Consider the following 23,676-nt stretch of genomic DNA (forward strand, 5'->3'; position numbering starts at 1 on the left):
GGCCTTCTGGAAGAACGTTGCTCGGTGCGGACACGCACGCCGTGCGGCCATGACCGGCGCAACAGTTCCGGCGGCCGTGTGCATAACCCGATTGCTTTAATGGCGCCGTGCCCGGGAGTTGGTAGGCTGGGTTGTGCGGACAATGCCAACCCGAGACTGACCGGTGCGACAAGGCGAGCGTTCGGAAACGTCGCTTGTCCAGGGTTTGATTTCGACAGTTAACGGCCCGGATTCGAGATTCAGCCATGCAGCCAGAACAACGCGCCGAGCAACACGACGACATACTCCTGGAAGCGTGTGACGACCGGGGGATTCTCCGGCTGACATTGAACGATGTCGCTCGCCGCAACGCGCTCTCCGAGGCCATGCTCACCCGCCTGCGGGAGACGCTGGACCGGGCGGCGGCGCACGAATCGGTCCGCGTGATCGTGCTGGCGGCTCATGGCTCGGCCTTTTGTGCCGGGCACGATCTCAGGGAGATCACGGCCGCGCGGCAGGCGCCGGATCGTGGCCGCGCCTATTTCGACGGCCTGATGGCCCGGTGCTCCGGCGTGATGCAGGCGATCGTAAACAACCCCAAGCCGGTCATCGCCGAGGTCACGGCTGTGGCCACCGCCGCCGGTTGTCAGTTGGTTGCCAGCTGCGATCTCGCGTACGCGGGCCCGCAGGCGCGTTTCGCCACGCCCGGTGTTCATATCGGCCTGTTCTGCGCCACGCCAATGGTCGCGCTGTCGAGAAATGTGGCGAACAAGCACGCGATGGAGATGCTGCTGACCGGCGATCTGATAACCGCCGAAAGGGCAGCCGACATCGGGCTGGTCAATCGAGTCATTTCGGCGGATGAGCTGACGGCGCACGTGGATGGCGTGGCGCGTCAGGTGGCTGCGAAATCGGGCCTGACCGTCGCGATCGGCAAGAAGGCGTTCTATCGCCAGCGCGAGATGCCGCTGGCACAAGCGTACGAATACGCCGCGGGTGTGATGGTCGGCAACATGCTGGAGCACGACGCCGAGGAGGGGATCAACGCCTTTCTCGACAAGCGCGCCCCGCAATGGTCCGACCGATAGTGCCCAGGCCCAGGAGCGATGCCGTGACTCACCCCTTCAATATCGATCTCGACCGCAACCCGGCCAATTTCCAGCCGCTGACACCGCTGACCTTCCTCGAGCGTGCAGCGAGCGTGATGCCCGATCGCCTTGCCATCATTCATGGCGATTTGCGCTACACCTACGGCGAGTTTTATAGCCGCGCCAGACAGCTCGGCTCTGCATTGTCCGGAAAGGGCGTGGCCCGGGGCGATGCCGTTTCCGTTCTGCTTCCGAACGTGCCGGCGATGCTCGAAGCCCACCACGGCGTGCCGATGTGCGGCGCCGTTTTGCATGCGATCAACACACGCCTGGATGCCAAAACGCTGGCGTTCCAGCTCGACCATGCGGGTTCGCGCGCCCTGATCGTCGACGGCGAACTGTTGCCTCTGGCCCGGTCGGCGCTCGATCTCACGGTGGCGGTGAAGCCGACGCTGATTGTCTACGATGATCCCGAGGCACCCGGCGCGACGGAGAATACGTCGAACGCGCTCGACTACGAGTCGTTTCTTGCCACCGGCGACGCGCACTACGAATGGCTCATGCCCGAAGACGAGTGGGACGCGATCTCGATCAGCTATACCTCCGGAACCACAGGCGATCCCAAGGGCGTGGTCTACCATCACCGCGGCGCCTATCTGCTCGCCCAGGGCAACGCCCTGATCTCCAACATGCCGCGGTATCCGGTGTATTTGTGGACGCTGCCCATGTTCCACTGCAACGGATGGTGCTTCCCGTGGACGATGTCGGTAGTCTTCGGCACGCACGTATGCCTGCGCCAGGTCCGCGCGGAACCCATATGGCGGGCGATCGCCGAACACGGGGTCACGCATATGTGCGGGGCGCCGGCCGTGATGTCCCTGCTGGTCGCATCGGCGCCGGGGCGGGCGCGCCCGGGCGGGCAAACGGTGGAATTCTTCACCGCCGCGGCGCCGCCGCCGGAGAAGGTGCTGGCCGAAATGGAGAGCGCCGGCTTCAACGTGACGCAACTCTACGGCCTGACTGAAACCTATGGCCCGGCTGTGGTCAACGAGTGGAAGCCGGACTGGGATGCGCTCGATCCCAGGGCGCGAGCCGCACGAAAGGCCCGCCAGGGCGTGCGCTACCCGCCACTCGAAGGGCTCGAGGTGATGGACCCGGAGACGATGGAAATCGTCCCGCGGGATGGTCAAACCGTCGGCGAGGTGATGTTTCGCGGCAACGCGGTCATGAAGGGCTATTTTCGTAACCCCGAGGCCAATCGAAAGGCGTTTTCCGGCGGCTGGTTCCACTCGGGCGATCTCGGCGTCGTGCACCCGGATGGCTATATCCAGCTCAAGGATCGATCCAAGGACATCATCATCTCCGGCGGAGAAAATATCTCGTCAATCGAGATCGAGGAGGCCCTGTACAAGCATCCGGCGGTCGCGGTGGCCGCCGTCGTGGCGATGCATCACGACAAGTGGGGCGAGACGCCCTGCGCGTTCATCGAATTCGCCGCGGGGCAAACAGCCACCAGCGAGGAACTGGAACAACACTGTCGAAACACATTGGCCTCGTACAAGATCCCGCGCCGCTTCATTTTCGAAGAAGTGCCCCGAACCGCCACCGGCAAGATCCAGAAATACGAATTGCGCAAGCGCCTGACCGGCGACCCCGAAACATAAACCGCGCCACGGGCGTTGCCGCCGCCGAGGCGGACATCGACGCCCGCCGGTAAGCATCCCGTGCTATGACCGAATCCGGCCCGGCAATACAAACGCATGTCGGCGCGCGGTCGGCTCCCCGGGGCTCGCGCGCCCGCGCTGGCTACCAAAAGCTATAGCGCTTATCCGCAGCCAGCGCGACCAGCGGGGCCCGGGCTACAACGCGCGGCCCCAGTTTCACGACCAGGTGCCCGATCGATTGCCCTTGCTTGACGGGCGCCATGATCGAACCGGGCAACTTCACGCTCGCCTTCAGCTGGGCGTATTGCCCGCGCGGTACCGTTACGTAAAGCGTCTTTCGCAGCCCCAGCGGGACCTTGTCCTGGTCTCCGTGTTTAACGGGCGCCTTGAATACGGACTGTCCCGCCGCGTACATCTTGTGCGTGGCGTAATTGTGGAAGCCATAGTCCAGCAGCGAGCCGGTCACCTGTGCCAGGTTGATGTAGTTCGCCGCACTCGATGCCTTGGGCTTGTCTGCGCCCATCACCACACCGATCAGCCGCATGCCATGGCGCTTCGCCGAAGCCGCCAGGTTATATCCCACCGCGCTCACATAGCCCGGTTTCAATCCATCGACACTCGGATCGCGCCACAACAGCTTGTTGTAGTTATTCTGATGGATGTTGTTCCAGGTGAATGATTTCAGGGCAAAAAAGCGCGCGTATTCGTCGGGGAACCGGCGAATGATCGCGCGCGACAACTTGGCCAGATCGAGCGCCGAGCTATGCAGGCCGGGGCGGGGCAGGCCGTTGGGGTCGGTGTAATGCGTGTCGTGCAGGCCGAGCTGGCGGGCGTCGCGATTCATCCGGGCCACGAACGCCTGCTCGCTACCGCTGACACCTTCGGCCAGCGTCATTGCCGCGTCGTTGCCCGAGGGCACCAGCATGCCTTTCAGCAGATTATCGACGCTCACGTGCGAGCCCACCTTGAGGAACATCCGCGAGCCGCCCTCATGCCAGGCCTTCTTGCTCACGCGGAACTTCGTGTCGAGCGTGATCTGCCCACGCTTGAGTTCCTGGAACACCACGAACGCGGTCATCAGCTTCGTGGTACTCGCGGGCGCCAGCTCCTTATCCTTATTCTTCGCGGCCAGTATCCGGCCCGTTCGATAGTCCATCAGCACATAGGACTTGGCGTCGAGCGGCGCCATATGCGGCACGATCACCGGCGGCGCGGCCGGCGTATCGGCCGCCTGCGCCGTTCCGGTGACGACAAAGACAAAGAGCAGGCACGAACAGAGAACTGACTTCCGCATGAGGCGATATGACCGTAAAAATGAAGGGGTTGAGGGGGGCGTGGATAATCGTCGGAGCCGGGGATTCTACATTCACGCCGCGAGATGTACCGTAAGCGTCCTGATCGGTCGCTGGGATAGCCGCCCAATATCCTCTCGCTCGGCGGTCGGCAGCGCCGGATCCGGCCGAGCGATCCGTAGGGTATGCGAGCCGGCGCAGCGGGCGAGTTGTGAGCTGGCCGAAAAATCAGGCCTCGGCGCCGAGTGCGTCCCCGCGTGCCACGCTTCAGTTGCTTTGCGAGTTGTCCAACGGAAACTGCCCGGCGATCATTGCCACGCGTTCGCCATAGCGGCGTGCCGTTTCGAGATCGCCGGGTGACATCGCGGCGGGTGGTGCATTGGCATGGTCAGTCTTGCTGCGTCAACGCGCGCGATGCGTGCCGGACGGTGAACCTGCGGACAAGGCATGGCCGCACGCGGCGCGAATCAATGGTGCAGCACGCGGGCGAGGAACGACTGCGTGCGTTCGCTCTGCGGATCTGAAAAGAGCTGCTCGGGGGTACCTTCCTCCACGATGGCGCCGTGGTCCATGTAAATGACCCGTTCGGAGACCTCGCGTGCGAAGCCCATTTCGTGGGTCACCACGATCATGGTCATGCCGCTCTTGGCCAGTTCGCGCATCACGTCGAGCACTTCGCCGACCATTTCCGGGTCCAGCGCCGACGTGGGCTCGTCGAATAGCATGACGTTGGGATGCATGGCCAGGGAACGCGCGATCGCAAGCCGCTGCTGCTGGCCGCCGGACAGCTGGCCAGGATATTTTTCCGCCTGATCCTGAATACCCACGCGTTCGAGTAGCTCCATGGCTTCCTGGCGTGCCTCCTGCTGCCCGCGGCCGCGCACCTTGATCGGCGCCAGGGTGATGTTGTCGATGCAGCTCATGTGCGGGAACAGATTGAACTGCTGAAACACCATGCCGGCGTCGCGCCGAACCGAGCGAATCGATTGCTGGCCACCGGCCCCCATCTTGCCGTGGGGCAGGAGTTCGATGCCGTCGACCACGATGCGGCCGGCCTCGAAATCCTCGAGTGCATTCACGCAGCGAATCAATGTCGATTTGCCCGAACCGCTGGCACCGATGACCACCACCACTTCGCCCGTGCTGACCGTCATGTTGACGTCGCGGAGCACATGTAGGTCGCCGAAATGCTTGTGGACGTTCTCGATCTGGACGATGGGGTCGGCCATGAAGTATTCCCGGAAGTTGATATAGGTTTCGATCGTCGCGCACCGGTAGCCGTGCTCGGCCCGAATCATCGGTGGTGCGCTTCCCCTTGACGCATCCTATCGTTTTTTGCCGCGCACGGTGGGGGATTACCGCCACCGGGTGCGGCGGTCGATGTATGCAATACTGGAAAAGGGGATCGTCTAGAGCGATCAATTCAGATCAAATAGCGCGACGTTGAACGCCGCCGCTGCGCGACTACGCGCCAACCAGGGAGATCGTCCGCGTGAGTTTTCCGATCAGTATCAGCGATATCGAATCGGCAATGCCGCTCCTGCTGCAGGGGCTGCAGCTAACGCTCGAGATTACGGTCTTCGGTCTGATTCTGGGGTTTGTCATCGGCTTGTTCGTCGGCCTGAGCACACTCAGCCCGACGCGCTGGCTACGCTGGCCGGGTACGGCCTACATGGAGTTTTTCCGCGGCACACCGATACTCGTGCAGGCGTTGTTCATATTCTATGGTCTGCCCGACGTCATCGGCCATCCAATTCCGGCGTTCGCGGCCGGCGTGGCGGCGATCGCGCTCAATTCCGGGGCCTATATCTGTGAGATCGTTCGCGGCGGGGTGAAATCCATCGAGAAGAGTCAGCGCGAGGCCGGGCTGGCGGTCGGGTTGTCCAACGCCCAGACCTTTCGCTACATCATCTGGCCGCAGGCGCTGCGTCGCATCGTGCCGCCGCTGGGTAACCAGGGCATCATCAGCCTGAAAGACACGTCGGTTTTTTCGGTGATCGGCGTTGGCGAACTCGTGCGCCAGGGGCAGGTGTACATCGCCGCCACTTTCAATGCCTTCGAGATCTACTTCGTCGTGGCGATCATGTACCTGATCATCACGCTCACGTTTTCCTTCTTCCTGCGTAAGTTGGAGAAGCGACAGAACCGAGGATATGCCTGAGACGGGATAGGGCCGCATAAAAAAGGCCGCGCAAAAGCGCGGCCTTTTTCATTACCCGCCCGGGGCAGGGTTACTGGGTCAAGTCGGCCGGCGGTGCCTTGTCGAACCATTTCTTGTAGATCTTGGTGAACGTGCCGTCTTTCTTAATCTGCGTCAGCGCCTTGTTCACCGGCTGTACCCACTTGCTGTTCTGCGGGAAGGCGATGCCGTACTGCTGTCCGGCATACGTCGGGCCGACCGCCTTGACCTTGCCGTGCCCCTTGGTCTTGATGAAGTACAGCACATTGGGCACATCGTAGAACGCCGCGTCCACGTTGCCGCTGATCAACGCCATATACATTTGCGAGGTGCCCGGATACGGCACTACCTTGCCGATCCCCGGGACCTTGTGCGTCAGATAGTCGTAGCTGGTACTGCCGATCTTGGTGGATACCGACTTGCCCTTCAGATCCTTGATCGTCTTGATGGTGTTGTTGTCGGCGCGCACCATCAACTTCAAGCCCGAGTCGTAATAGGGATTGGAGAAGTCGACCTTCTGGGCCCGCTCCTTGGTGATCGTGATGCCCGCGATGGCCATGTCCACGCTCTTGGCCTGCAGCGCCGGGATAATGCCGTTGAAATCCATCGTCCGCAGATGGACCTTGAAGCCGGCGCGTTTCGCGATCGCATGGATGATATCGATATCGTAGCCGACGTGCTTGCGCGTCTTGATATCCAGCGACTCGAAGGGCACGAAGCTCGGGTCGGTGGCGACCGTCAGCGTCGGTTCGGCCGCCAGGGCCGAAGGCGCCGCACAGAACACGGTGGCAGCGGTCACCGCCGCAGCGAAGGCGCCGCGCAGACATCTTTTGATGGGCGTCATTATCAATAATCCTCGTTGTGGTTTTTGTATACCCCAAAGTCCGCGGGTGCGGACCATTCCTTACGAACAATGACCAGCGGTCAAAGCGCGTGTCAACTGACGCGCCTAGCCGCAAGAGCCGAATGCCGGCCGAGCTGGCGCAATTCAGCGTTGGAGAAATAATACGCCAGCGCAGGTAAAGCAACGCAGCACGATCTCAAGTGTGCCGCAAGCGGGCACGTCATCCTGGCTGGCGAAGACGGCGGCGTCGGACGAAGAGCGCCGGTCGATACAGCGCGCGCTTTGCCGGGCGTTTCAAACCGTGAGTTGAAGCGAGGTTCGCTTAACCCGTACGTTGAGGATGGCGGAGAATAGGCGCACGGCGTCGAGTGACCGACCTACGCGGAAACTCGGCCCATCTATACCCCGGGGCTGTTCATGGGTAAGTAGTGAGCGCTGCCGATCCCGGCAGCGGCGATCCGTGTGCTTCGGGTCGCTTCATTATTAACCCGGCACAAAAATAGATGATTTTTCGGGTTAATAACGCGCGTATGCGACCGCATGCTCGCTGCGGCCATCGGCCGCGAAGCCTTTGAAAATAAAAGACGGAAAGTCGCCGGCTTTTATTTTTGAAAGCGTTGAAAACAGCTGATGAAGTCAGCTGTCTTGATGCCGGATTAATAGGCTTTTGCTCTGTCCGGGCCGGATGCCTGTCACTGGTCGCATCGGCGTCGGTTTTGTTTCGGATCGTCCGGCGGCGTCTGCTCATGGTGTCATGGCCAATCGTGTGTCCGGCCTGTTGATCGGGCCGGCGTTCAGGACAAGCCGCGTCGCCCGGGCGGACAGGCGGCGGCAAGGACCAAATTGCGGCCGCCGATCGAGCGCACTACACTACTAGTGCCGCACCCCCGTTTCGGGCCGGGGGATCTGACGAGGACACGTTTCCAAGTCGCCGGCGGCGACCTTGTGAGTCGTGCCCGCCGGCGAAGTTGCGGCCCGGCGTATCAACCGGAATTGGCGGTACCGTAATCCATGTTGCGCAAGTCCTGCATGAGACCAGGCCCGGTCGGCGTCCAGCCCAGCCGGTCGCGGGTCAGTGTGCTCGAGGCCGGCAGGTCCATGGCCACGAAGGCGCCAAGCCAGCCGAAATGCGCTGTGGCCTCGTCGGTCGACAAGGATTTTACCGGCACGCCGAGCCCAGCGCCGATGGCCTCGGCGATGTCTCGGGCCGGCACCCCTTCCTCGGCAACCGCGTGCCAGCGGGCACCTGCCGCATGCTTGTCGAGGGCCAACCGGTAGAGCCGGGCGACATCATGTACATGCGCCGCGGGCCAGCGGTTGGTGCCGCCGTCGATGTACGCCGAGACGCCTTTCTCGCGCGCAAGCGCGATCAGTGGCGAGATCAGCCCCTGCCGAACCGTGTCGTGAACCTGCGGCAGGCGCACCACAGCAACGGATACGCCGCGCCCGGCCATGTTCTCGCCGGTCAGCTCGGACAGCCGGCGCGGATTGGGGTTATTACGGTCGAAAACATCTTCGGTGGCCGTCGCGCCGGGCGCGGCGCTGCCCATGCCCGTTCCGGAGGTAATAATCAGTGGTCGGTCCGAGCCGGCCAGCACGCCCGCCATCGCTTCGATCACGCGACGGTCTTTCTCGCAATTCTCGGCGAACCGCGAAAAGTCGTGGTCGAAGGCAGTGTGGATTACCGCGTCCGCTGCCGACGCACCGCGCGCCAGGCTGTCGGGGTCTTCGAGCGTGCCACGGTGCATCCCGGCGCCAGCTTGCGCAAGCCATCGCGCGCCGGCATCGGAGCGCGTCAGCCCGAGTACCTGATGCCCGGCGTCGATCAGTTCGTGCACGATCCTGGAGCCGATGAAACCGGTCGCGCCGGTGAGGAATACACGCATGGGAGGTCTCCTGTGTTGTCTTGGACCTCATGCTGGCTGATATTCGCTCCTGTTAAAGTAGTGATCGTATCCCGGTATAAGAACCAACAGGGTCACCATGGCTGCCACGACCGGCAATAGGCTCGGCACGTATCTGCGCGACCGCCGAAGCCGCCTCGATCCTGCCGCGTTCGGCTTTGTAACCGGTCGTCGTCGTACACCCGGTCTGCGCCGCGAGGAAGTCGCGCTGCGCGCGCATATCAGCCCCACCTGGTACACGTGGCTGGAGCAGGGCCGTGGTGGCGCACCCTCGGCCGACGTGCTCGACCGGATCGCAACCGCGCTGATGCTGACCGAGCCTGAACGCGAGCACCTGTTCATGCTGGGGCTCGGACGTCCGCCGGAGGTTCGCTACAGGCCGGTTGACGGCGTCAGCCCGCGCCTTCAGCGCGTGCTGGACGCGCTGGAGGTGAACCCCGCCATCGTCAAGACGGCCACCTGGGATGTCGTAGCCTGGAATCGTGCCGCGGCGATGGTGTTTACCGACTACGCGAAACTGCCATCCGGCCAGCGCAATATCCTGCGGCTCATGTTTGCCCATCCACAGGCACGGAGTCGTCAGGAAGACTGGGACAGCATCGCCCGTGTCGTGGTGGGCTCGTTTCGCGCAGACGTCGCGCGTGCCGGCGCGACCGCCGCCATCACCGAGCTTGTCGACGAACTGTCGCGAACGAGCCCCGAGTTCGATGTGCTCTGGCGCGACCACGACGTGGTCGCACCCGGCGAGGGGGTCAAGCGCCTCCACCATCCCGACCTCGGCTTGCTCGAGCTGGAGTTCTCCGCTTTCGCGATCGATGGCCGGCCGGAGTTGGGCATGATCGTCTATAACCCGGCGACCGACGCGCTGGCGGCACGCATACGCGCTCATATTGCGAAGTGAGCGAGAGCCATCGCATACCCATCATGGGACGGACCGAGACCCGCGGCGCTTATACGGTGCTCCGGGTCACTGGTATTGGCGGCACGTCAAGGTCCGATCGTGCTCACTGGCGGATACGCTTCAACAACCGGCTTCGGTTTCGCGCGCTCCGAAAGGCGAATAGTCGGCTCCAAACGGGCCGTCTAAAGCGAATTTTTTGTCGATCATGTGAGGGTGTAGACAAACCCTTATTCCGTTTGCCGATTGTAAAAACAATGCCTTGGCGGCAGGTCGGAGTAGCGCGCAGCGCATAATCCGACGCTCAATCGGCGAGTTCCGGGGATCGGCTGTCGGATTACGGTGCAAGCACCTGATCCGACCCACGTAAGGATCTGATATTGCGTTTATCACCGGCGGTTGATTTGTCGACACCCTCTGTGCAAAGTTCGGTCAACGGCCTGACGCCGCGATTGGTCTCGCACCTGAAGCAGCATAGCCTTGATCTTCCTGATTATTTGCATTCATTCGCGTGCATTGGTGGACAAAATGCGCTCTTGTTCAGTCCGATGCGTGTCGGGTCTGATCAAGATCGGTTTTGCATGCTGCTACTCAATACCGACCCGGGCGCCACGACGCCAAATCCGCTCCGCGCTGCTTTTAGCGGCGGCGGGTGGCCGTGAGGGCTGAGTCCACGTGTGGCGTAGGCCCGGTCATGTCGTGAAGGTGAACATGACAGCGAGCAGGGCGAGGCCGAACACCGAGACCGCGAGCGCAAAGAACGTGGCCAGATAAGGGCCGTGCCGCGCCGGTAGCTTGTAGCTCCGTTCGTAGGCCCAGGCGTAGCGCACAAAGCGGAGACCCGTGACCACCGACATCAGTACACCGAAGCTCACCAGCGCCAGGCCGCACCAGCTGGATAGGTCGTTCGAATGGACCAACGAACCGGGTGGCTTGCCCGGCAGCCGTGAGATCAGCAGGCTGAATCGGTCGATTGCCATGCCAAAGACCATCAGGGCGAGCGCCGTGCGGATCCAGTTCGACAGGGTGCGCTCGGTATTTTGATAGCAGCGTTCGGCGGACATCCTTGTACGCTGGGCCGACATGGCGACCAGCTGATGCATGAGTCTGATCTGTTCGGGCTGTTGCGGCTGCTCGGGTGGTTCTTCTGCCATGGTCTGAATATTGTAAATGTGGCGATCTCCCCGCTTGGATCACGAGTGTACATCGGAGGCGACACCACGGTCAGGTCTCGATCATGCGTGCGCAGTGGCGGGATTCGTGCCCGAGGTTCGCGATACAAAGCGCGATCTGACCCCGCGGGCTGCAAGTCCACCTCGCAGAGCCGCCTGTGAAACGGCGCCGGGCCGCGGCCGGTGCGACGAAGACAGCGGCGCTTCATGTCATCTGTGCAATTCGGGGTCGCGTACCACGAGTACCGGGCAATGCGCATGTCCCACCACGGATCCGGAAATACTGCCCAAAAACATATCGGCCAGCCTGGGGTCGTGTGCGGCCAATACAACCATGTCGGGATGTGTTCTGTTGATTTCGTCGATCAAATATCGCGGCATACGCCCGATGAGCACGCTCGTGGCGGAGTCGAGATCGGCCGGGATGTGCTCGGCCGCCACCTCGTCCAGTCGATCCTGAGCGGACTGACGCGATTCCTCGGTGGCCCGTACCGCCACATACGGATACATGCCGGCATTAATGTCCGGCAGTACGGTCACCAGGTGCACAAAGGCATCGCGCGCTCTGGCCCACTGCACAGCATAGGGCAGGGCCATTGCAATGGCATCGGGCTGGGAAAGATCGAGCGGCACGAGTATTTCGCGTGACATGGCAGTCTCCGTTGCAGTCGCCGGTGCAAAGACGAAAGGCGATTACGCCTCCCTGTCTGCAGCATGGCGCCGTCTAGGCGTCAGCGCCTTGACACAAGTCAACGAACGGGCCCGGGCGTTATTCGCGGCTAACGATAGGTGTTATGGGGGCATGCGAGCGGCAGACGGAAACGGTGCCACGCCAAGCACCACAAGCACCTGTCGGCGGCAGGCCGATCGCGGCGTGCATCCGTATCAAATCGTAACTTCAAGGCGTGCAATGACAGCCGTGGATGCGCGGCAGCACGCCGATATATCCTAACCCGGCGCCATTCGGGCCTGTCCGTCGTCATTTTGATGTCGGGACAGGCACTGTCGCGCCATCCGGCGCCAGTGTGCCTGCAACAAGCGCTGGCGATGCCCGCGCATATCGTCTCCGTCCCGATCGGGTCGTGGTTTACTGCCCTCGAAACCCCGCCACAGCTCGCGGTTATAGCTTGCGGTATTGAGCTGGTCCTGCACCTTGAAGTCTTGATCGCGCATCGTCGTCGCCCAGTACGTGGCACTCCGGCGCGACTGCGCAAAACAGTGATCCAGAATGCTCGCCTCGGCCGATGGCGGCTGTGCGTCGCTCGGAGCCGCGGGCACAGCCGTCTTCGGCAGGGGGAGTGTGGTACGGCGTAAAACGGCAGGCACAACCGCGTGGTAGGTCCAGCGTTTCTGATGAATGTCGAAAACCGCCGTCATGGGGGCGGCGAGTTCGTCGTTCAGCCCCATGGGCTGGAAGCCCAGGACATCCTCGATGGTCCGCAGCATGTTCACCGTGGTGTAACGCCGGGATACCACCGCGCCCTGTTTTACGTACGGACCGACCACGAAGGCCACGCTGCGGTGGGCGCTGACGTGGTCCGCGCCGGATTGCGCGTCGTCCTCGACGATGAAGACCAGCGTGTTGTCTTTATACCGACTATGCGCCACCCGCTGGACAAGTCGCGCCACGGCATAGTCGTTATCCGCCACCTGAGTAGCGACGGTATTCACGCCATCGATGGCGCTGGAAAAATTGCCGGTGTGGTCGCGCATCAACCGAACCTGTATCAGGTTGGGAAGATTGTCGTGGGCCACGTACTGGCTGAATTCCCGCGCCCATTCCTGCTCGCGCCAGTAGTCCGGATAACTGTTGTCGAAGCCGCGGAAATACGGGTCGCTATATTTCATCAGGGCCGGCTTGGTCGGGAAAAACTGGCGAACGCCGGCCGCGTGAGGATGTCGTGCCAGCGGCACGAACGCGGGATTTTTCGGCGATACGTAATAGCGCGACAGGTCGCCGAAAAAGCCGTAGTTACGAAGTGTCAACCCGGCCTTCAAGGCCTGATTCCAGATATACCCCTGGCCGTTATCGTGGTCGGTATCGGGCCCCGGGCCCTCGAGCGCCGCCACATCCACGGCGCCGGGCAGGAGGTTGGGTTTGTCCGGGACCGCGGGATTGAACTGCTGGCGTTTGGCCAGCGTCGCCAACCCGACGTTGACGTTACGGTTGGTGCCTTCCTGGTCGTAGGTAAAACCGCGGCCGGCATAGTTCATCGGGCCGGTCTTCTCGGTGTAGTCGTTGGTTCGCGCGGCTGTCGACCAGTCCCAGCCCATGTTGCTGCTTTCGCCGCTGTCGTAGAAATTGTCCAGGTCGACGAACTGGCGGGCCCAGCGGTGGTGGTTGGGCATGTAAGGCGCCAGAAACGCCAGGCTCGGGTCCCCGTTGCCCTCGGGCAAATCCCCCAGAACCTGATCGTAGGTGCGATTCTCCTTGACCACATAGATCACGTGTCGGATGTGGCGATGCAGAAACCGCATCACGGCTCGTTCCCGCCCGTAATCTTTCTGGTTCATGAAGTGATCGTTGTAAGCCACCTGGCGGGTGAGGCGGCCCAGCGCCCGTGGGTTGGGCGTGGGCATTGACAGCAAACCGGCTTTTTCGAGTTGCCAGACATATTCATTGGACCGGTGACAACTGCCGGACGGATGCGTGTTCGGTTTGTGCCCGCAATGGTCGGCATTGCCCCCGGGGGCGCTTTTGCCGTTGGCAATATACAAATGGCGACCGTCCGCACTCACGTTGACCGACTCGGGATACCACCCGGTGGGAATAAGCCCGATCACGCGACTCTGCTGATCGTGCGCATCCGTGGCATCTGCATACGATGCGGTGCCCGGGTCGTTCCCGGGTCGCGCGTCAGGCGTGTCGTCGCCCGGTCGAGCTCGCCGTGTCGGGCCCAACCCCGCGCCGGCCAGTTGAATGACGGCCACCGAATTCATGCCACCGTTGGTCACGAAAAGCCAGTGCCCGTTGGGCGAGAGCCGTACGCTGTTCGGCCCGGCCCCCTTGAATCCACCGCTGTTCTGGAAAACATGCGGCGGCGCCACCGTGGGAATGCTTTGCACGATATGGTCGGTCGCCGTATCGATGACCAGCACGCGATCGCTGTTGTCACTCGCGACATACAGGCGGTTGCCGCTCCGGTTCAGCACCATTTTGTTCGGCTGGCCCCGTGTTGGAATACGGGCGCGTACCCTCAGCCGCGGGGCATGCCGCGCGATGGCGAGCACGTCCAGCTCGCGGTCACGCTGGCTGCTCACATAAGCCTTGTCGTTGCCGTCGAACTGCACGGCTACCGGATATTCACCGCCGGGTACGCCGCTCCGGGCCGGGTCGATGATGCCGGGCCGCAGATCCTGCTCCGCGACCACCGAACGCGTGGCCAAATCGATCAGGCTGACGGAATCGTTTTCCAGATTGGCGACAAGCAGCCGTGTGCCGTCCGGACTCACCGACAACCCGGCCGCCATCGGCCGCACCTTGCCCAGTCCGTTGCCCCGGGTATGGCCCAGTTTGATCGGCGCGCCACTCGCCACGTACTGCCCATCCCGAAGCGTGTAAGCGTGAATATCGTCATCCACGCCGCCCGACACATAGAACGTCGGCCGTCCGGACTTCGGTTTCGGGTTCCAGGCGATGCCGAGAAAAGTATTGGCGACCTTGATCACCTGTGTCTTGCGTGGCATGCCCTGGCTGATGTCGTAGACGAACACGTATTCATCGGAGGCCGAATCGATCCGATGCCCCTTTGCGTCGTCCAGCCGATCATAGCCGCTGGTCAGCACCAACAATGTTTGCCCATCGGGGCTGATCGCCGTACTGGCCGCGTGATCGACTCGATAAGCGGGGTGGTCGGCCAAGCCAGGGTTGAGCTCATGGAATGCAGCGCCTCGCGCGGCGGTGGGTGTAATGGCGTAGCCGGTCGGCAAATACTGGCCGTGAATGAGGCCATCGTCCGGCGAGCGCGGGTGCGAAACGTCTTGCACCTGCGCCGTCGCGTAGCCGCAAACGGCCAGTCCGCCGACAAACAACACAGCCCAGCGGGCTGCGCGGGTTTTGCGTCTATATTTCATTTGCGAGTGTCCTGCCGGCAACGCGTCTGCAACTGATACCGGAACAGTAATAGCCCGACGTGACGCGGGTGTGATCAGGAAAGAGTGTTTTTCCCTGAGGACAAAAGCGGGATAGCAGGACCGTAACGATCGGCCGTGGTCTGCCGATATCATGGTGAGTGTTGTGCCGAGCATGTGACGCCGTGCCCGGTATAGTCGAGGTGACGAGTGGCGACCCTGTCGAAAGCCCCGCGTGCCGCGATCATCATTATTACGGCTATAAAACGCGCATTGAACGACAACGATTACAATACCGGGCTGCGGCGCACTCGGCAGGCGTCGCCGCAACATATCGAGCAAGGTCGCGAACAAGCCCGGTGCAGAATGCAGGGCTGTCGTGTGAGCAGTGTCCCAATCAGATGATGACGATATTGATGATTAGTATGCGCAGTGGTTTGCTGGCAATCGGTCTGACGCTTCCGGCACTGTTTTCGACCGGTGTATTCGCTACGGTTTCGGCAAAAACTGCGACGTCCACGGCGCCCGAGCATGACTCGACGTGGCAAACGATCAGGGTTCGCCGCGGCGGTACGCTGTCCGGCGCTTTCGCCAAAGCCGGGCTCGGCACGCAATCCTGGCGGCATGTGCTCGCGTTGGGCGGGCCCACCCAGTCGTTGACGCGACTGCACCCCGGCGACCTAATCCGGCTGAAAAAGAACAGCGCCGGCGAACTCACCCATCTGCGCTATCGCATGGGGCGACTCAAGACGCTGAGGGTCGACCGCCGCGGTGGCCGCTTACGCGCCCACATTCACAAGATCTCCCTGCATGTAGAGCGCCGCATGGTGGCCGGCACGGTGGGGACATCCTTGTCGGGCTCCCTGGCGGCGGCGGGCGTACCCGCCACGATTGCCAATAAACTCAGCCAGGTTTATCGGCCGCGCATGGATTTGTCCCGCCATATTCAGCGCGGCGATCAATTCCGCGTTCTTTACAAGGTGCGCTATGAAGGCGGCAAACGCCTCGGCCCGGGTTCCTTGCTGGCGGCGCGTTTCACCGTCGGCAAGCGCAAAGTGCGGGTTTTTCGTTTCCGCGAGCCTGATGGCCGGGTGCGCTATCTGAACGCCGACGGCAAGAGCTACAAGCTGGGGATCTCGCGCCATCCTGTCAATTACACGCGAATCAGCTCACCGTTCATGAAGGAGCGCATGGACCCGGCGATTCACGTGCTCCAGCCGCATAATGGCACCGACATGGCCGCACCGATCGGCACCCCGGTGCGGGCGGCGGCAAACGGCACGGTCAAATACATCGGCTGGGCCCGGGGCTATGGCCGCGTGATTTATCTGCGCAATTTCGACGGCTACACCACGCGCTATGCACATCTCCACAGCTTTGCCCATGGTCTGGCCAAAGGGGACCATGTGAAACAGGGGCAGCGCATTGGAACAGTAGGCAATACCGGCTGGTCGACTGGCCCGCATCTGCTGTTCGAGATCCGCAAGAACGGCGTGCCGCACAACCCCATGACCATGCCGTTACCCTCCGCTCGACCGTTGACCGGCAAACAGTTGGCCCAATTCAAAAAACGTATTGGCCCGCTTGTCGCGATGGTCGATCAACCGGTTCATTCGCGCGGATACGCCAGCGTTCTTGGTCAACACAAAGTGTGTTCAAGCCGTATCGTCGGCCCCGCTGGGCAGGCCACAAGCCCGGGGCGTGCGAGTCGCTCGATCTGTGTCGCCGGCTCGGGCCGATCCAGCTAGGAGCGCCTGGGCCGCGCGTTCAGGAGGGGCAGGGCCTGATTTGTGGGGAACCCTCCGGGTCGGTTTACGCTCGTGGCATTTGGGCGCCGGCCTTTCGTAATCGGTCCCCAGGGGGCGGGCCAACCATTGGCTTGATGCCCGGTAAGATGCCGACCCGTGAGAATTGGGGGGACGACCACGGTTTCATATGAACCCGATCCGGGGCTGATTGACGAGATTCGGAAAGCGACGAACGGCAACTATGTTGTAGGCAGCGACCGGTTCGAGGCCGAAGTAGCGGCGGCGCTGGGGCGCCGCGTGAGTCGCGGTAAGCCGGGGCGGCCGAAGAAGGAATCGAGCTAGGCGAGGGTGTCGGGAACCGTGGTCTGCCCCGGATTGTTCCGTGTCCCCGATGGTTCCTCGCGATTGTTCGGGTCAGTCGCGGTGTGTTGGGGCGGGCGAGCAAGGGGGCGAATAGCGCAGGGTGGCTGGAGGCCATGGTCATCCTCTATTGTGTCGGCCCCTGTTGTTTCTGCACCGACCGAGGCTCGCTTGTTGGCGTAGCGAACTGGCAGTGAAACACATGATCCCGATCGCACTGGCATCGTTATGACTGGCCAGCGTCAAAAGCGCTGAAAAGTGTCTTCCGGGTTTTGCAAGAACAGAATCCTACGCCGACTCAATCGACCTCATCATTTCGCTGATTCATCCCGCATTATGAAAACACCCAAAGCGCTGCTTCCCTTGTTTCATGACGGCATTATCGATGCGGTGGTCAGCCGGCTTCAGAGCGGCAAGGAAGCGACGGTTTATATTGTGACCAGCGGTTCAGAAACCCGCTGCGCCAAGGTTTACAAACACGCACAGCAGCGCAGCTTTCAGAAAGCCGCCGAATATACCGAGGGACGCAAGGCCCGGGGCAGTCGCAATGCGCGTGCTGCCGGCAAGCGTACCCATTACGGACGTAAGGTCCAGGAAACCGAGTGGAAAAACGCCGAGGTTGATGCCTTGTACAAGCTGTACGGTGCGGACGTTCGCGTCCCGAAACCGTTTGGCGTGTTCGACGGGGTGCTGCTGATGGAGCTCGTACTCGATTCGGACGGGCGTCCGGCGCCCAGGCTTGGCGAAGTCGAGATGACGCCCACGCAAGCGGTCGAATGGCACACGTTCATGATCCGGCAAATCGTGCGCATGCTCTGCGCGGGCCTGATTCACGGCGACTTGTCGGAATACAACGTGCTCATCGGCCCGGACGGCCCGGTTATTATCGACTTGCCGCAGGCCGTGGACGCAGCCGGCAATAACAATGCTTTTCGCATGCTTGCTCGGGATGTGAACAACCTACGCGCCACGTTCGGCAAGGTCGCGCCCGAGTTGCTGGAAACCGAATATGCACTCGAGATCTGGGGTTTGTACGAGGCGGCGGAACTCGCGCCGGACACGCCGCTGACCGGGCTATTCACGCGCGACGAGACGGCAGCCGACGTGGGCGCGGTTCTGGATCAGATCGAAGAAGCGCGGCGCGAAGCCGAAGCGCGCCAGCGTGGGCGCGAGCAGGCGCAGGACGATTCCTAGCCTGCATTGCATGTGTTGCCACCTGGGTGGGGGGCACCGAATACCGGAGGGTCAAGGGCACTCGAGAACCTGGATTGAACTATTCAGCTGAAGCTCGGCGGGCAATCGAACGTATTCAGCGCGAACTGCAATCTTATTGTGTCGACCACGACGCTTTGAAGCGTACCGGCCAGATCGATGCGCAAAGCGCAATGGCGCGAGCCATCGATTTGCTACGCTCCAGCATGGGCGCCATGGCGCGACAGCGGGCGCTCGATCTGATGAACCATTACACGCGACAAGCGATCGCATTCGGCAGCGTTAGCAAAGCGGTGGGCGATTTACTGTTCTATGTAGCCTGCGGCTGGACCGGCAAGCGATGCGGCAACACGAACCGGTCAAAGTAGTTGACGTCGGATAGGCCAGCTCAGCCTGACCCAAACCCATGTTATTCCCAAGGCCGAAATACCGATGGCATGAATTGAAATTCGACGAGGATCCGAGTCAAATCATGCGGAGAATGGCTATTAGTGTCATGTCTCGCAAGTAACCTTACACTGCGCGTGGCCCTCAGCGCGTCTGGCCGCGTTGCGAAACCCAGCCGTATGGGGCCCGATACGACGGGGTCTCGCGCCTTGCCAGCCACGCCGATGGCTCACGCTCGTTGGATAAGAAACTTACGAGACAGGACACTGGCGTTGCATTTCGACGCGTGACGCGCCTCCGGCTATGAGCTCGGCCGTGGCGCGCGCGATGGTGAACAGCTCACTTCGACGGGCGCCGGCCCGGGCGCGAACGGCCAAGCTGTGCAGAACGCTGGTTGCGATCCGCGCTAAAACGCCCGCATCGTCGTCCGTGCAATGATCCCCCTCGGCCTGAGCCTTGGCGATTCGAATAGCCATCATGGAATCGATTTCGGCCAGTATTGCTGCGAGCGTGGACCGAATCTCCGGATCCCCAGTGGCCTCACTAACCGCCGTGCAGATGACGAGGCAGCCGCGCGGGGTCTCATTGTCCGATACATAATCCTGGATCGCCCGCGCATAGAAAGCTTCAAGCGCCTCGCGAAGCGAGGGCTTTTCCAGGGCCTGCTGCAATTCGCGCCCTGACTCGGCTGCGAACATCCGAAGCGCCGTGAGGTACATCTCGCGTTTGTGCCCAAAGGCTCGATAAAGGCTTGGCCGATTCATGCCCGCGGCAGTGGCGATGTCGTCGAGAGATGTGGCCGAGAAGCCTTGATCCCAGAAGACGTCGCGGATAGCGCCAAGTGCCACGTCGCGGTCATAGGATAGCGGTCTGCCACGTCGGCGCGATTTTTTTGTACTGGTCGGCATAAAAAGTATTGCTATATTGTGTTCGATACGGTACAAAAATAACAGAAGGTGGCTGTGCGTACGAACCTGCGCGCCGCCGGCCTTGGCTGTTGACCATTGCCCCTGCTCACGTATGACCGTTGATCTCGCCACCCGGAGACCTCATGCCGTCCCTCACCTCGAGCCTCGCCGCCATGAGAATCAAATTCGCCAAGACGCTGCCTGCCAAAGCGAGCGCGGTGACCAACGCGCACTTCGAGCATCTTCGCGCCCAGGCCATGGATGGCATTAAAAAGATTGGCGATCGGGCGCCGACATTCGAGCTGCGTGATGGAACTGGCCAGATGGTCTCGTCCGCGGCATTGCTGTCGAACGGGCCTCTCGTGGTCAGCTTCACTCGCGGATCGTGGTGTCCCTACTGCACCGAGGAGGTGAAGGCATTGAACGCTGCTTATGAGCAGTTCCGCGCGCTCGGAGCCGAACTGGTTGTGATTTCTCCCCAGACTCAGGAACGCGCGGCGAAGCAGACGCAGGCGATGGGTCTGAAGTTCAGTGTCCTGTCCGATGAAAAGAATGCCACTGCGAAGGCCTTCGGCTTGGCGTATCAGCTGCCCGACGACTTGAAGGACGTGTATCAGCACGTCTTCAAGATCGATCTGTCGCGCGTTAACGCCGGTGCGGAGTGGACGTTGCCGATTCCGGCGCGGCTCGTCATCGACCGCCAGAGCGTCATTCGTGACATCAAGGCCGACCCGGACTATCGGTATAGGCCGGAGCCCTCGGACACCGTTGCGGTGCTCCGCGCGCTCTGATTGATTGTATCAAGCGCGAACGCACCGGCGATCGATGCTGAAAAATCAAGGGGAGATTGCAAAATGACGCAGACCGTCGAACCGGAAGCCACGCCCCCTTGGGATGCGGCGCAGGTGAAGCTTACATCGAAGGAACTGGGTCCCGGCGTATTCGCGGTCATGCCTGAGGACGTCTTCACGAAGGACCATGTCGCCACAACGGCAGGCTTTGTTATCGGCGAGCGCAGTGTTCTTGTCATCGAATCAATGTTGAATGGCGATCTCGCCTCGCAACTTATCGGGCTTGTACGCCAGAGAACGAAGAAACCGATCCGCTTTCTCGTCAACACCAGCTATCACGGTGATCACGCTTACGGGAACTACCTGTTTTCCGACAGCACCGCCGTGATCCAGCATCCGGCGACCAAACGCTACATGGAAGAACATTTCGAGGACGATCGCCGTTTCATGATCGGCCTCATGGGTAAGGGCAAGGGCATCGAACGCGTACAGGCACGCACCGCCGATATCACCGTCGCGGACATGCTAAGCGTGGATCTTGGCGGGCGCCGGGTTGAAATTCGCCACTTTGGGTTCGCGCAGACGCCCGGTGATCTCGTGATATGGGCGCCAGAGGCCAAGGTTCTTTGGGTGGGTAACATGATCCAGGCGCCGGCTCCGGCCCTACCGTGGCTTCTTGAAGGGCGGCACAGTGAGACGATGGCGACGCTCACCCGCGTGCGCGAATTCCTGCCGGAAGACGCAATCATCATCCCCGGTCACGGCAGGCCCATGCGCCCGGCGGACATTGAGTTCCCGCTTAACTATCTTCGCGAACTCGATAGCGCCGTGCGCGCGGCGATCGACGCGGGCTGGTCAGCCGAAGCCACGCTCGAGGCTGTCGACATGCCCCGTTATGCCAAGTACAGCCTGTTCGAGTGGGCCCACAAGTCTGTCAATGTGCCGGCTGCGTACCAGCACGTGCAAGAGTTGCGCGGCAGGACAACATAGGAAGAACAGACATGCCGGCACGCGAGACAGCAATCGTTTTCGGGGTAGGGCCCGGCCTGGGTTGGGCTCTGGTACAGCGCTTCGTAACGGCGAACATGCAGGTTGGCGTGGTGGCGCGCGACGAAGCGAAACTCAACGCCCTGATCCACGCCGTAGACAGTCAGGATGTCCGACCTTATGCGGCCGACGTTTCGAACGGCGAAGAGGTTCTCCGTGTCTTCGACCGTGTCGAACGCGACTTCGGGGTTCCCGACGTCGTCGTGTTCAACGCGGGCGCTTTCCAGAAGAACAATGTTCTCGATATCGATCCCGCCGATTTCGAGCGCTGCTGGCGCATCGGCTGTTTCGGCGGGTTTCTCGTCGGGCAAGCGGCTGCACGGCGCATGGCAGAGCGAGGACACGGCACGATTATCTTTACCGGCGCCACTGCAGCGCTGCGTGGTAGCGCCGGCTTCGCCAACCTGGCGGTTCCAAAGTTCGGTTTGCGCGCGCTCGCCCAGAGCATGGCCCGCGAGTTGTGGCCGCAAGGCGTACACGTCTGTTTCGTCGTCATAGACGGACAAATAGAGTCCGAACGCTATGAGTCTCTTATCGACGAACGCGGCGAGGATTCGTTACTCGCGCCGCCCGCGATTGCTGAATTGTATTGGCAGCTGCATCGGCAGCCACGCAGCGCCTGGTCCCAGGAAATCGATGTTCGCCCATGGGCGGAAAAATTCTAGGCCGCGGCTTCGCCCGGGGAGATAGCTATGGGTAGGAACTCCTGATGAATCACGTCATAATATTCTGGATGCAACTTCTGGTGAGCTGCGTTGTCCTTGCCCTCATCGCGGCGTGGTACGTATGGCCGTTGCTCACCAGGCTGTCACGTAATTCAGCACTAACCCTGCTGCTTTGGGTGCATGTGCCCCGCTATGTGGGAATGACCCTATTGGTTACGGGGATGGTCGACCCGAAACTGCCCAGCGACTTCCTGTCCGCTGCGGCTTACGGTGATCTCTTGGCAGCGGCGCTCGCACTCACGTCGATCGTTGCTCTGCGGAGCAACTGGCGAGGTGCTGTCCCGCTGGTGTGGGTTACCAACACGTGGGGATTCGTGGACCTTCTCAACGGCGTGCGCGGTGTCTTTCAGTTGAACGTTCCGAGCTTCGATCTCGCCACCTTTTGGTATATCTATACCTTTTACGCTCCCTTGGTACTGGTTTCGCACGTGATGATTTTTACGGTTCTGCTCAAGTCCCGTTCCTGGGAGAATCGGGCTTTGAAGGCCACGTCGCCGTCGAGTACGAATGTGGATATCCCAAAGCTGCGGTCCTGATGGCTGTGGGAGTGAAGTCATGGCTCAGCGTGTCGATGCTGCCGCCCGCAGCACAGACAAAAAGAACAGGCCAGAACGGCGCTAAGTTAATTAAGAGTGGATTCAATTTCAAGCTGCAAGGAAGGCCGCCTTTCGAGGGCCTCGCGAAGCGTTCGAAGTTGAATCTACCGCCTTTCTGATGACGATTGCCCGTGCTGTCCGCTGGGGGGAGCGCGCGGTCGGTTGCGCGAACGCAATCCGGCTAGTCGTTTCTCCATTCGTGGATCATGACTACGACCCCGGAGTCAGACCCTGACGTGTGACTGGGCCAGTCCAGTCTGTCCCGGCCTATTCGTGTTGCAGCAGAGAGTTCAGTCGACCTCGCGCCGCGCACATCGCAAGACCTGCCCCTGAGCGTCCGAGTCTGCATGAGATGGATGACCCTGGCAGGGGTTCACCACACTTGTGGTAAAATTTCATTGTTAGCGGTGGACGTACGGCAATGCGTCCCTCGTGTGATCTGCGGCCATGCAGGAGGTCGGTTATGGCTACTGAAAGTGTTCGTCTATCACGCGCCATTCTAGGTCAGGCGCGCAAAGAGGCGGGCGTGATGTCTCGCACCCTTCAAGCGCAACTGGAGCACTGGGCCCGCGTTGGCCAGGCGATCGAGAATGCGCCGGGGTATGACCGTAGCAAGGTCAACGACGCGCTTCGCGGGCGTATCTCTCCCGACGATCTGGACCCTTATCAGCGCGCCGTATACGACGTCGAACATGAGGCCATCATGGAGAAGGCGGGCGACGAAGAGCGCGCATTTTTTAAACGGCTGGCAGAGAAGCAGCGTGCCGAAGGCATCAAATCGGAAGATCTAGGCACCTGAGTTGGAATCGAG

20 protein-coding genes and 1 pseudogene are annotated in these 23,676 nt (G+C 61.5%); 12 read left to right on the forward strand and 9 right to left on the reverse strand.

The features are described 5' to 3' along the window. The first annotated feature begins 245 nt into the window (after nt 1-245). Both ACS8Y6_RS15280 and ACS8Y6_RS15285 read left to right on the forward strand, forming a co-directional pair. Nucleotides 246-1,067 (forward strand): enoyl-CoA hydratase, encoded by an 822-nt coding sequence (locus ACS8Y6_RS15280; protein WP_440855937.1) that lies wholly within the window; start codon nt 246-248, stop codon nt 1,065-1,067. Next, on the forward strand, nt 1,052-2,731 hold the full coding sequence (locus ACS8Y6_RS15285) for an AMP-binding protein (protein WP_440855938.1): 1,680 nt from the start codon (nt 1,052-1,054) through the stop codon (nt 2,729-2,731). Before ACS8Y6_RS15280 ends, ACS8Y6_RS15285 begins: the two co-directional genes overlap by 16 nt. A gap of 142 nt (nt 2,732-2,873) precedes the next feature. Here the strand turns inward: ACS8Y6_RS15285 and ACS8Y6_RS15290 are convergent, their stop codons facing one another. The 3 genes and pseudogenes from ACS8Y6_RS15290 to ACS8Y6_RS15300 all read right to left on the reverse strand — a co-directional run bounded on the left by ACS8Y6_RS15290 (nt 2,874) and on the right by ACS8Y6_RS15300 (nt 5,252). After that, nucleotides 2,874-4,025: a D-alanyl-D-alanine carboxypeptidase family protein gene (locus tag ACS8Y6_RS15290; protein ID WP_440850964.1), complete on the reverse strand. Its 1,152-nt coding sequence runs from the start codon at nt 4,023-4,025 to the stop codon at nt 2,874-2,876. A gap of 265 nt (nt 4,026-4,290) precedes the next feature. Further along, nucleotides 4,291-4,407: pseudogene (locus ACS8Y6_RS15295) on the reverse strand (NADPH-dependent FMN reductase); the annotation flags it as partial. A gap of 83 nt (nt 4,408-4,490) precedes the next feature. Next, entirely contained in the window at nt 4,491-5,252 is a 762-nt protein-coding gene (locus tag ACS8Y6_RS15300; RefSeq protein ID WP_440855960.1) for an amino acid ABC transporter ATP-binding protein, read from the reverse strand. A gap of 302 nt (nt 5,253-5,554) precedes the next feature. On the opposite strand from ACS8Y6_RS15300, the gene ACS8Y6_RS15305 reads away from it, so the two are divergent. Beyond that, the gene (locus ACS8Y6_RS15305; protein ID WP_440850967.1) at nt 5,555-6,184 is read left to right on the forward strand and encodes an amino acid ABC transporter permease; all 630 of its coding nucleotides are present in this window, start codon (nt 5,555-5,557) and stop codon (nt 6,182-6,184) included. Nucleotides 6,185-6,254: 70 nt separating this feature from the next. Here the strand turns inward: ACS8Y6_RS15305 and ACS8Y6_RS15310 are convergent, their stop codons facing one another. Together ACS8Y6_RS15310 and ACS8Y6_RS15315 are read right to left on the reverse strand one after the other, a co-directional pair. Then, nucleotides 6,255-7,046 (reverse strand): transporter substrate-binding domain-containing protein, encoded by a 792-nt coding sequence (locus ACS8Y6_RS15310; protein WP_440850963.1) that lies wholly within the window; start codon nt 7,044-7,046, stop codon nt 6,255-6,257. 983 nt (nt 7,047-8,029) lie between these two features. Beyond that, the gene (locus ACS8Y6_RS15315) at nt 8,030-8,932 is read right to left on the reverse strand and encodes an SDR family oxidoreductase (RefSeq protein ID WP_440855939.1); all 903 of its coding nucleotides are present in this window, start codon (nt 8,930-8,932) and stop codon (nt 8,030-8,032) included. Between the two features lie 97 nt (nt 8,933-9,029). Between ACS8Y6_RS15315 and ACS8Y6_RS15320 the strand changes: the two genes are divergently transcribed. Next, entirely contained in the window at nt 9,030-9,851 is an 822-nt protein-coding gene (locus tag ACS8Y6_RS15320) for a helix-turn-helix transcriptional regulator (protein WP_440855940.1), read from the forward strand. Nucleotides 9,852-10,540: 689 nt separating this feature from the next. On the opposite strand, the gene ACS8Y6_RS15325 is transcribed toward ACS8Y6_RS15320, so the two are convergent. The 3 genes from ACS8Y6_RS15325 to ACS8Y6_RS15335 form a co-directional block, all read right to left on the reverse strand. Continuing rightward, the gene (locus tag ACS8Y6_RS15325; RefSeq protein WP_440855941.1) at nt 10,541-11,002 is read right to left on the reverse strand and encodes a YidH family protein; all 462 of its coding nucleotides are present in this window, start codon (nt 11,000-11,002) and stop codon (nt 10,541-10,543) included. 228 nt (nt 11,003-11,230) lie between these two features. Next, on the reverse strand, nt 11,231-11,671 hold the full coding sequence (locus tag ACS8Y6_RS15330) for a universal stress protein (RefSeq protein WP_440855942.1): 441 nt from the start codon (nt 11,669-11,671) through the stop codon (nt 11,231-11,233). A gap of 297 nt (nt 11,672-11,968) precedes the next feature. Beyond that, a complete protein-coding gene (locus ACS8Y6_RS15335; protein ID WP_440855943.1) occupies nt 11,969-15,094 on the reverse strand; it encodes a bifunctional YncE family protein/alkaline phosphatase family protein in 3,126 nt (1,041 codons plus the stop codon). 182 nt (nt 15,095-15,276) lie between these two features. Here ACS8Y6_RS15335 and ACS8Y6_RS15340 point away from each other — a divergent pair, with 182 nt between their 5' ends. From ACS8Y6_RS15340 to ACS8Y6_RS15350, 3 genes are all read left to right on the forward strand, one after another. After that, a complete protein-coding gene (locus ACS8Y6_RS15340) occupies nt 15,277-16,839 on the forward strand; it encodes a peptidoglycan DD-metalloendopeptidase family protein (protein ID WP_440855944.1) in 1,563 nt (520 codons plus the stop codon). A 696-nt stretch (nt 16,840-17,535) separates the two neighbouring features. Next, complete coding sequence (locus ACS8Y6_RS15345) at nt 17,536-18,393, forward strand: PA4780 family RIO1-like protein kinase (RefSeq protein WP_440855945.1); 858 nt, start codon at nt 17,536-17,538, stop codon at nt 18,391-18,393. Between the two features lie 74 nt (nt 18,394-18,467). Beyond that, nucleotides 18,468-18,779 carry a hypothetical protein gene (locus ACS8Y6_RS15350; RefSeq protein ID WP_440855946.1) on the forward strand — a complete coding sequence of 104 codons (312 nt, stop codon included), beginning with the start codon at nt 18,468-18,470 and terminating at the stop codon, nt 18,777-18,779. A gap of 270 nt (nt 18,780-19,049) precedes the next feature. Here ACS8Y6_RS15350 and ACS8Y6_RS15355 read toward each other — a convergent pair whose 3' ends face one another. Next, a complete protein-coding gene (locus ACS8Y6_RS15355) occupies nt 19,050-19,838 on the reverse strand; it encodes a TetR/AcrR family transcriptional regulator (protein WP_440855947.1) in 789 nt (262 codons plus the stop codon). A gap of 11 nt (nt 19,839-19,849) precedes the next feature. On the opposite strand from ACS8Y6_RS15355, the gene ACS8Y6_RS15360 reads away from it, so the two are divergent. From ACS8Y6_RS15360 to ACS8Y6_RS15380, 5 genes are all read left to right on the forward strand, one after another. Next, nucleotides 19,850-20,497, forward strand: a complete 648-nt coding sequence (locus tag ACS8Y6_RS15360) for a peroxiredoxin-like family protein (protein WP_440855948.1) — start codon at nt 19,850-19,852, stop codon at nt 20,495-20,497. A gap of 63 nt (nt 20,498-20,560) precedes the next feature. Beyond that, nucleotides 20,561-21,487 (forward strand): MBL fold metallo-hydrolase, encoded by a 927-nt coding sequence (locus ACS8Y6_RS15365; protein ID WP_440855949.1) that lies wholly within the window; start codon nt 20,561-20,563, stop codon nt 21,485-21,487. A gap of 11 nt (nt 21,488-21,498) precedes the next feature. Continuing rightward, nucleotides 21,499-22,209: an SDR family NAD(P)-dependent oxidoreductase gene (locus ACS8Y6_RS15370; protein ID WP_440855950.1), complete on the forward strand. Its 711-nt coding sequence runs from the start codon at nt 21,499-21,501 to the stop codon at nt 22,207-22,209. Nucleotides 22,210-22,253: 44 nt separating this feature from the next. Further along, nucleotides 22,254-22,805 (forward strand): hypothetical protein, encoded by a 552-nt coding sequence (locus tag ACS8Y6_RS15375; protein WP_440855951.1) that lies wholly within the window; start codon nt 22,254-22,256, stop codon nt 22,803-22,805. Nucleotides 22,806-23,328: 523 nt separating this feature from the next. Then, entirely contained in the window at nt 23,329-23,664 is a 336-nt protein-coding gene (locus ACS8Y6_RS15380) for a TA system antitoxin ParD family protein (protein ID WP_440850949.1), read from the forward strand. The last annotated feature ends 12 nt before the right edge of the window (nt 23,665-23,676 follow it).

The sequence above is a fragment of the Salinisphaera sp. RV14 genome, assembly GCF_052044135.1.
Classification (GTDB): Bacteria; Pseudomonadota; Gammaproteobacteria; order Nevskiales; family Salinisphaeraceae; genus Salinisphaera.

Bases quoted from the DNA above. Each gene is read 5' to 3' on its own strand.
- ACS8Y6_RS15280 (WP_440855937.1), top strand. From the start codon at position 246: ATGCAGCCAGAACAACGCGCCGAGCAACACGACGACATACTCCTGGAA.
- ACS8Y6_RS15285 (WP_440855938.1), top strand. From the start codon at position 1,052: ATGGTCCGACCGATAGTGCCCAGGCCCAGGAGCGATGCCGTGACTCAC.
- ACS8Y6_RS15290 (WP_440850964.1), bottom strand. From the start codon at position 4,025: ATGCGGAAGTCAGTTCTCTGTTCGTGCCTGCTCTTTGTCTTTGTCGTC.
- ACS8Y6_RS15300 (WP_440855960.1), bottom strand. From the start codon at position 5,252: ATGGCCGACCCCATCGTCCAGATCGAGAACGTCCACAAGCATTTCGGC.
- ACS8Y6_RS15305 (WP_440850967.1), top strand. From the start codon at position 5,555: ATGCCGCTCCTGCTGCAGGGGCTGCAGCTAACGCTCGAGATTACGGTC.
- ACS8Y6_RS15310 (WP_440850963.1), bottom strand. From the start codon at position 7,046: ATGACGCCCATCAAAAGATGTCTGCGCGGCGCCTTCGCTGCGGCGGTG.
- ACS8Y6_RS15315 (WP_440855939.1), bottom strand. From the start codon at position 8,932: ATGCGTGTATTCCTCACCGGCGCGACCGGTTTCATCGGCTCCAGGATC.
- ACS8Y6_RS15320 (WP_440855940.1), top strand. From the start codon at position 9,030: ATGGCTGCCACGACCGGCAATAGGCTCGGCACGTATCTGCGCGACCGC.
- ACS8Y6_RS15325 (WP_440855941.1), bottom strand. From the start codon at position 11,002: ATGGCAGAAGAACCACCCGAGCAGCCGCAACAGCCCGAACAGATCAGA.
- ACS8Y6_RS15330 (WP_440855942.1), bottom strand. From the start codon at position 11,671: ATGTCACGCGAAATACTCGTGCCGCTCGATCTTTCCCAGCCCGATGCC.
- ACS8Y6_RS15335 (WP_440855943.1), bottom strand. From the start codon at position 15,094: ATGAAATATAGACGCAAAACCCGCGCAGCCCGCTGGGCTGTGTTGTTT.
- ACS8Y6_RS15345 (WP_440855945.1), top strand. From the start codon at position 17,536: ATGAAAACACCCAAAGCGCTGCTTCCCTTGTTTCATGACGGCATTATC.
- ACS8Y6_RS15360 (WP_440855948.1), top strand. From the start codon at position 19,850: ATGCCGTCCCTCACCTCGAGCCTCGCCGCCATGAGAATCAAATTCGCC.
- ACS8Y6_RS15365 (WP_440855949.1), top strand. From the start codon at position 20,561: ATGACGCAGACCGTCGAACCGGAAGCCACGCCCCCTTGGGATGCGGCG.
- ACS8Y6_RS15370 (WP_440855950.1), top strand. From the start codon at position 21,499: ATGCCGGCACGCGAGACAGCAATCGTTTTCGGGGTAGGGCCCGGCCTG.
- ACS8Y6_RS15375 (WP_440855951.1), top strand. From the start codon at position 22,254: ATGAATCACGTCATAATATTCTGGATGCAACTTCTGGTGAGCTGCGTT.
- ACS8Y6_RS15380 (WP_440850949.1), top strand. From the start codon at position 23,329: ATGGCTACTGAAAGTGTTCGTCTATCACGCGCCATTCTAGGTCAGGCG.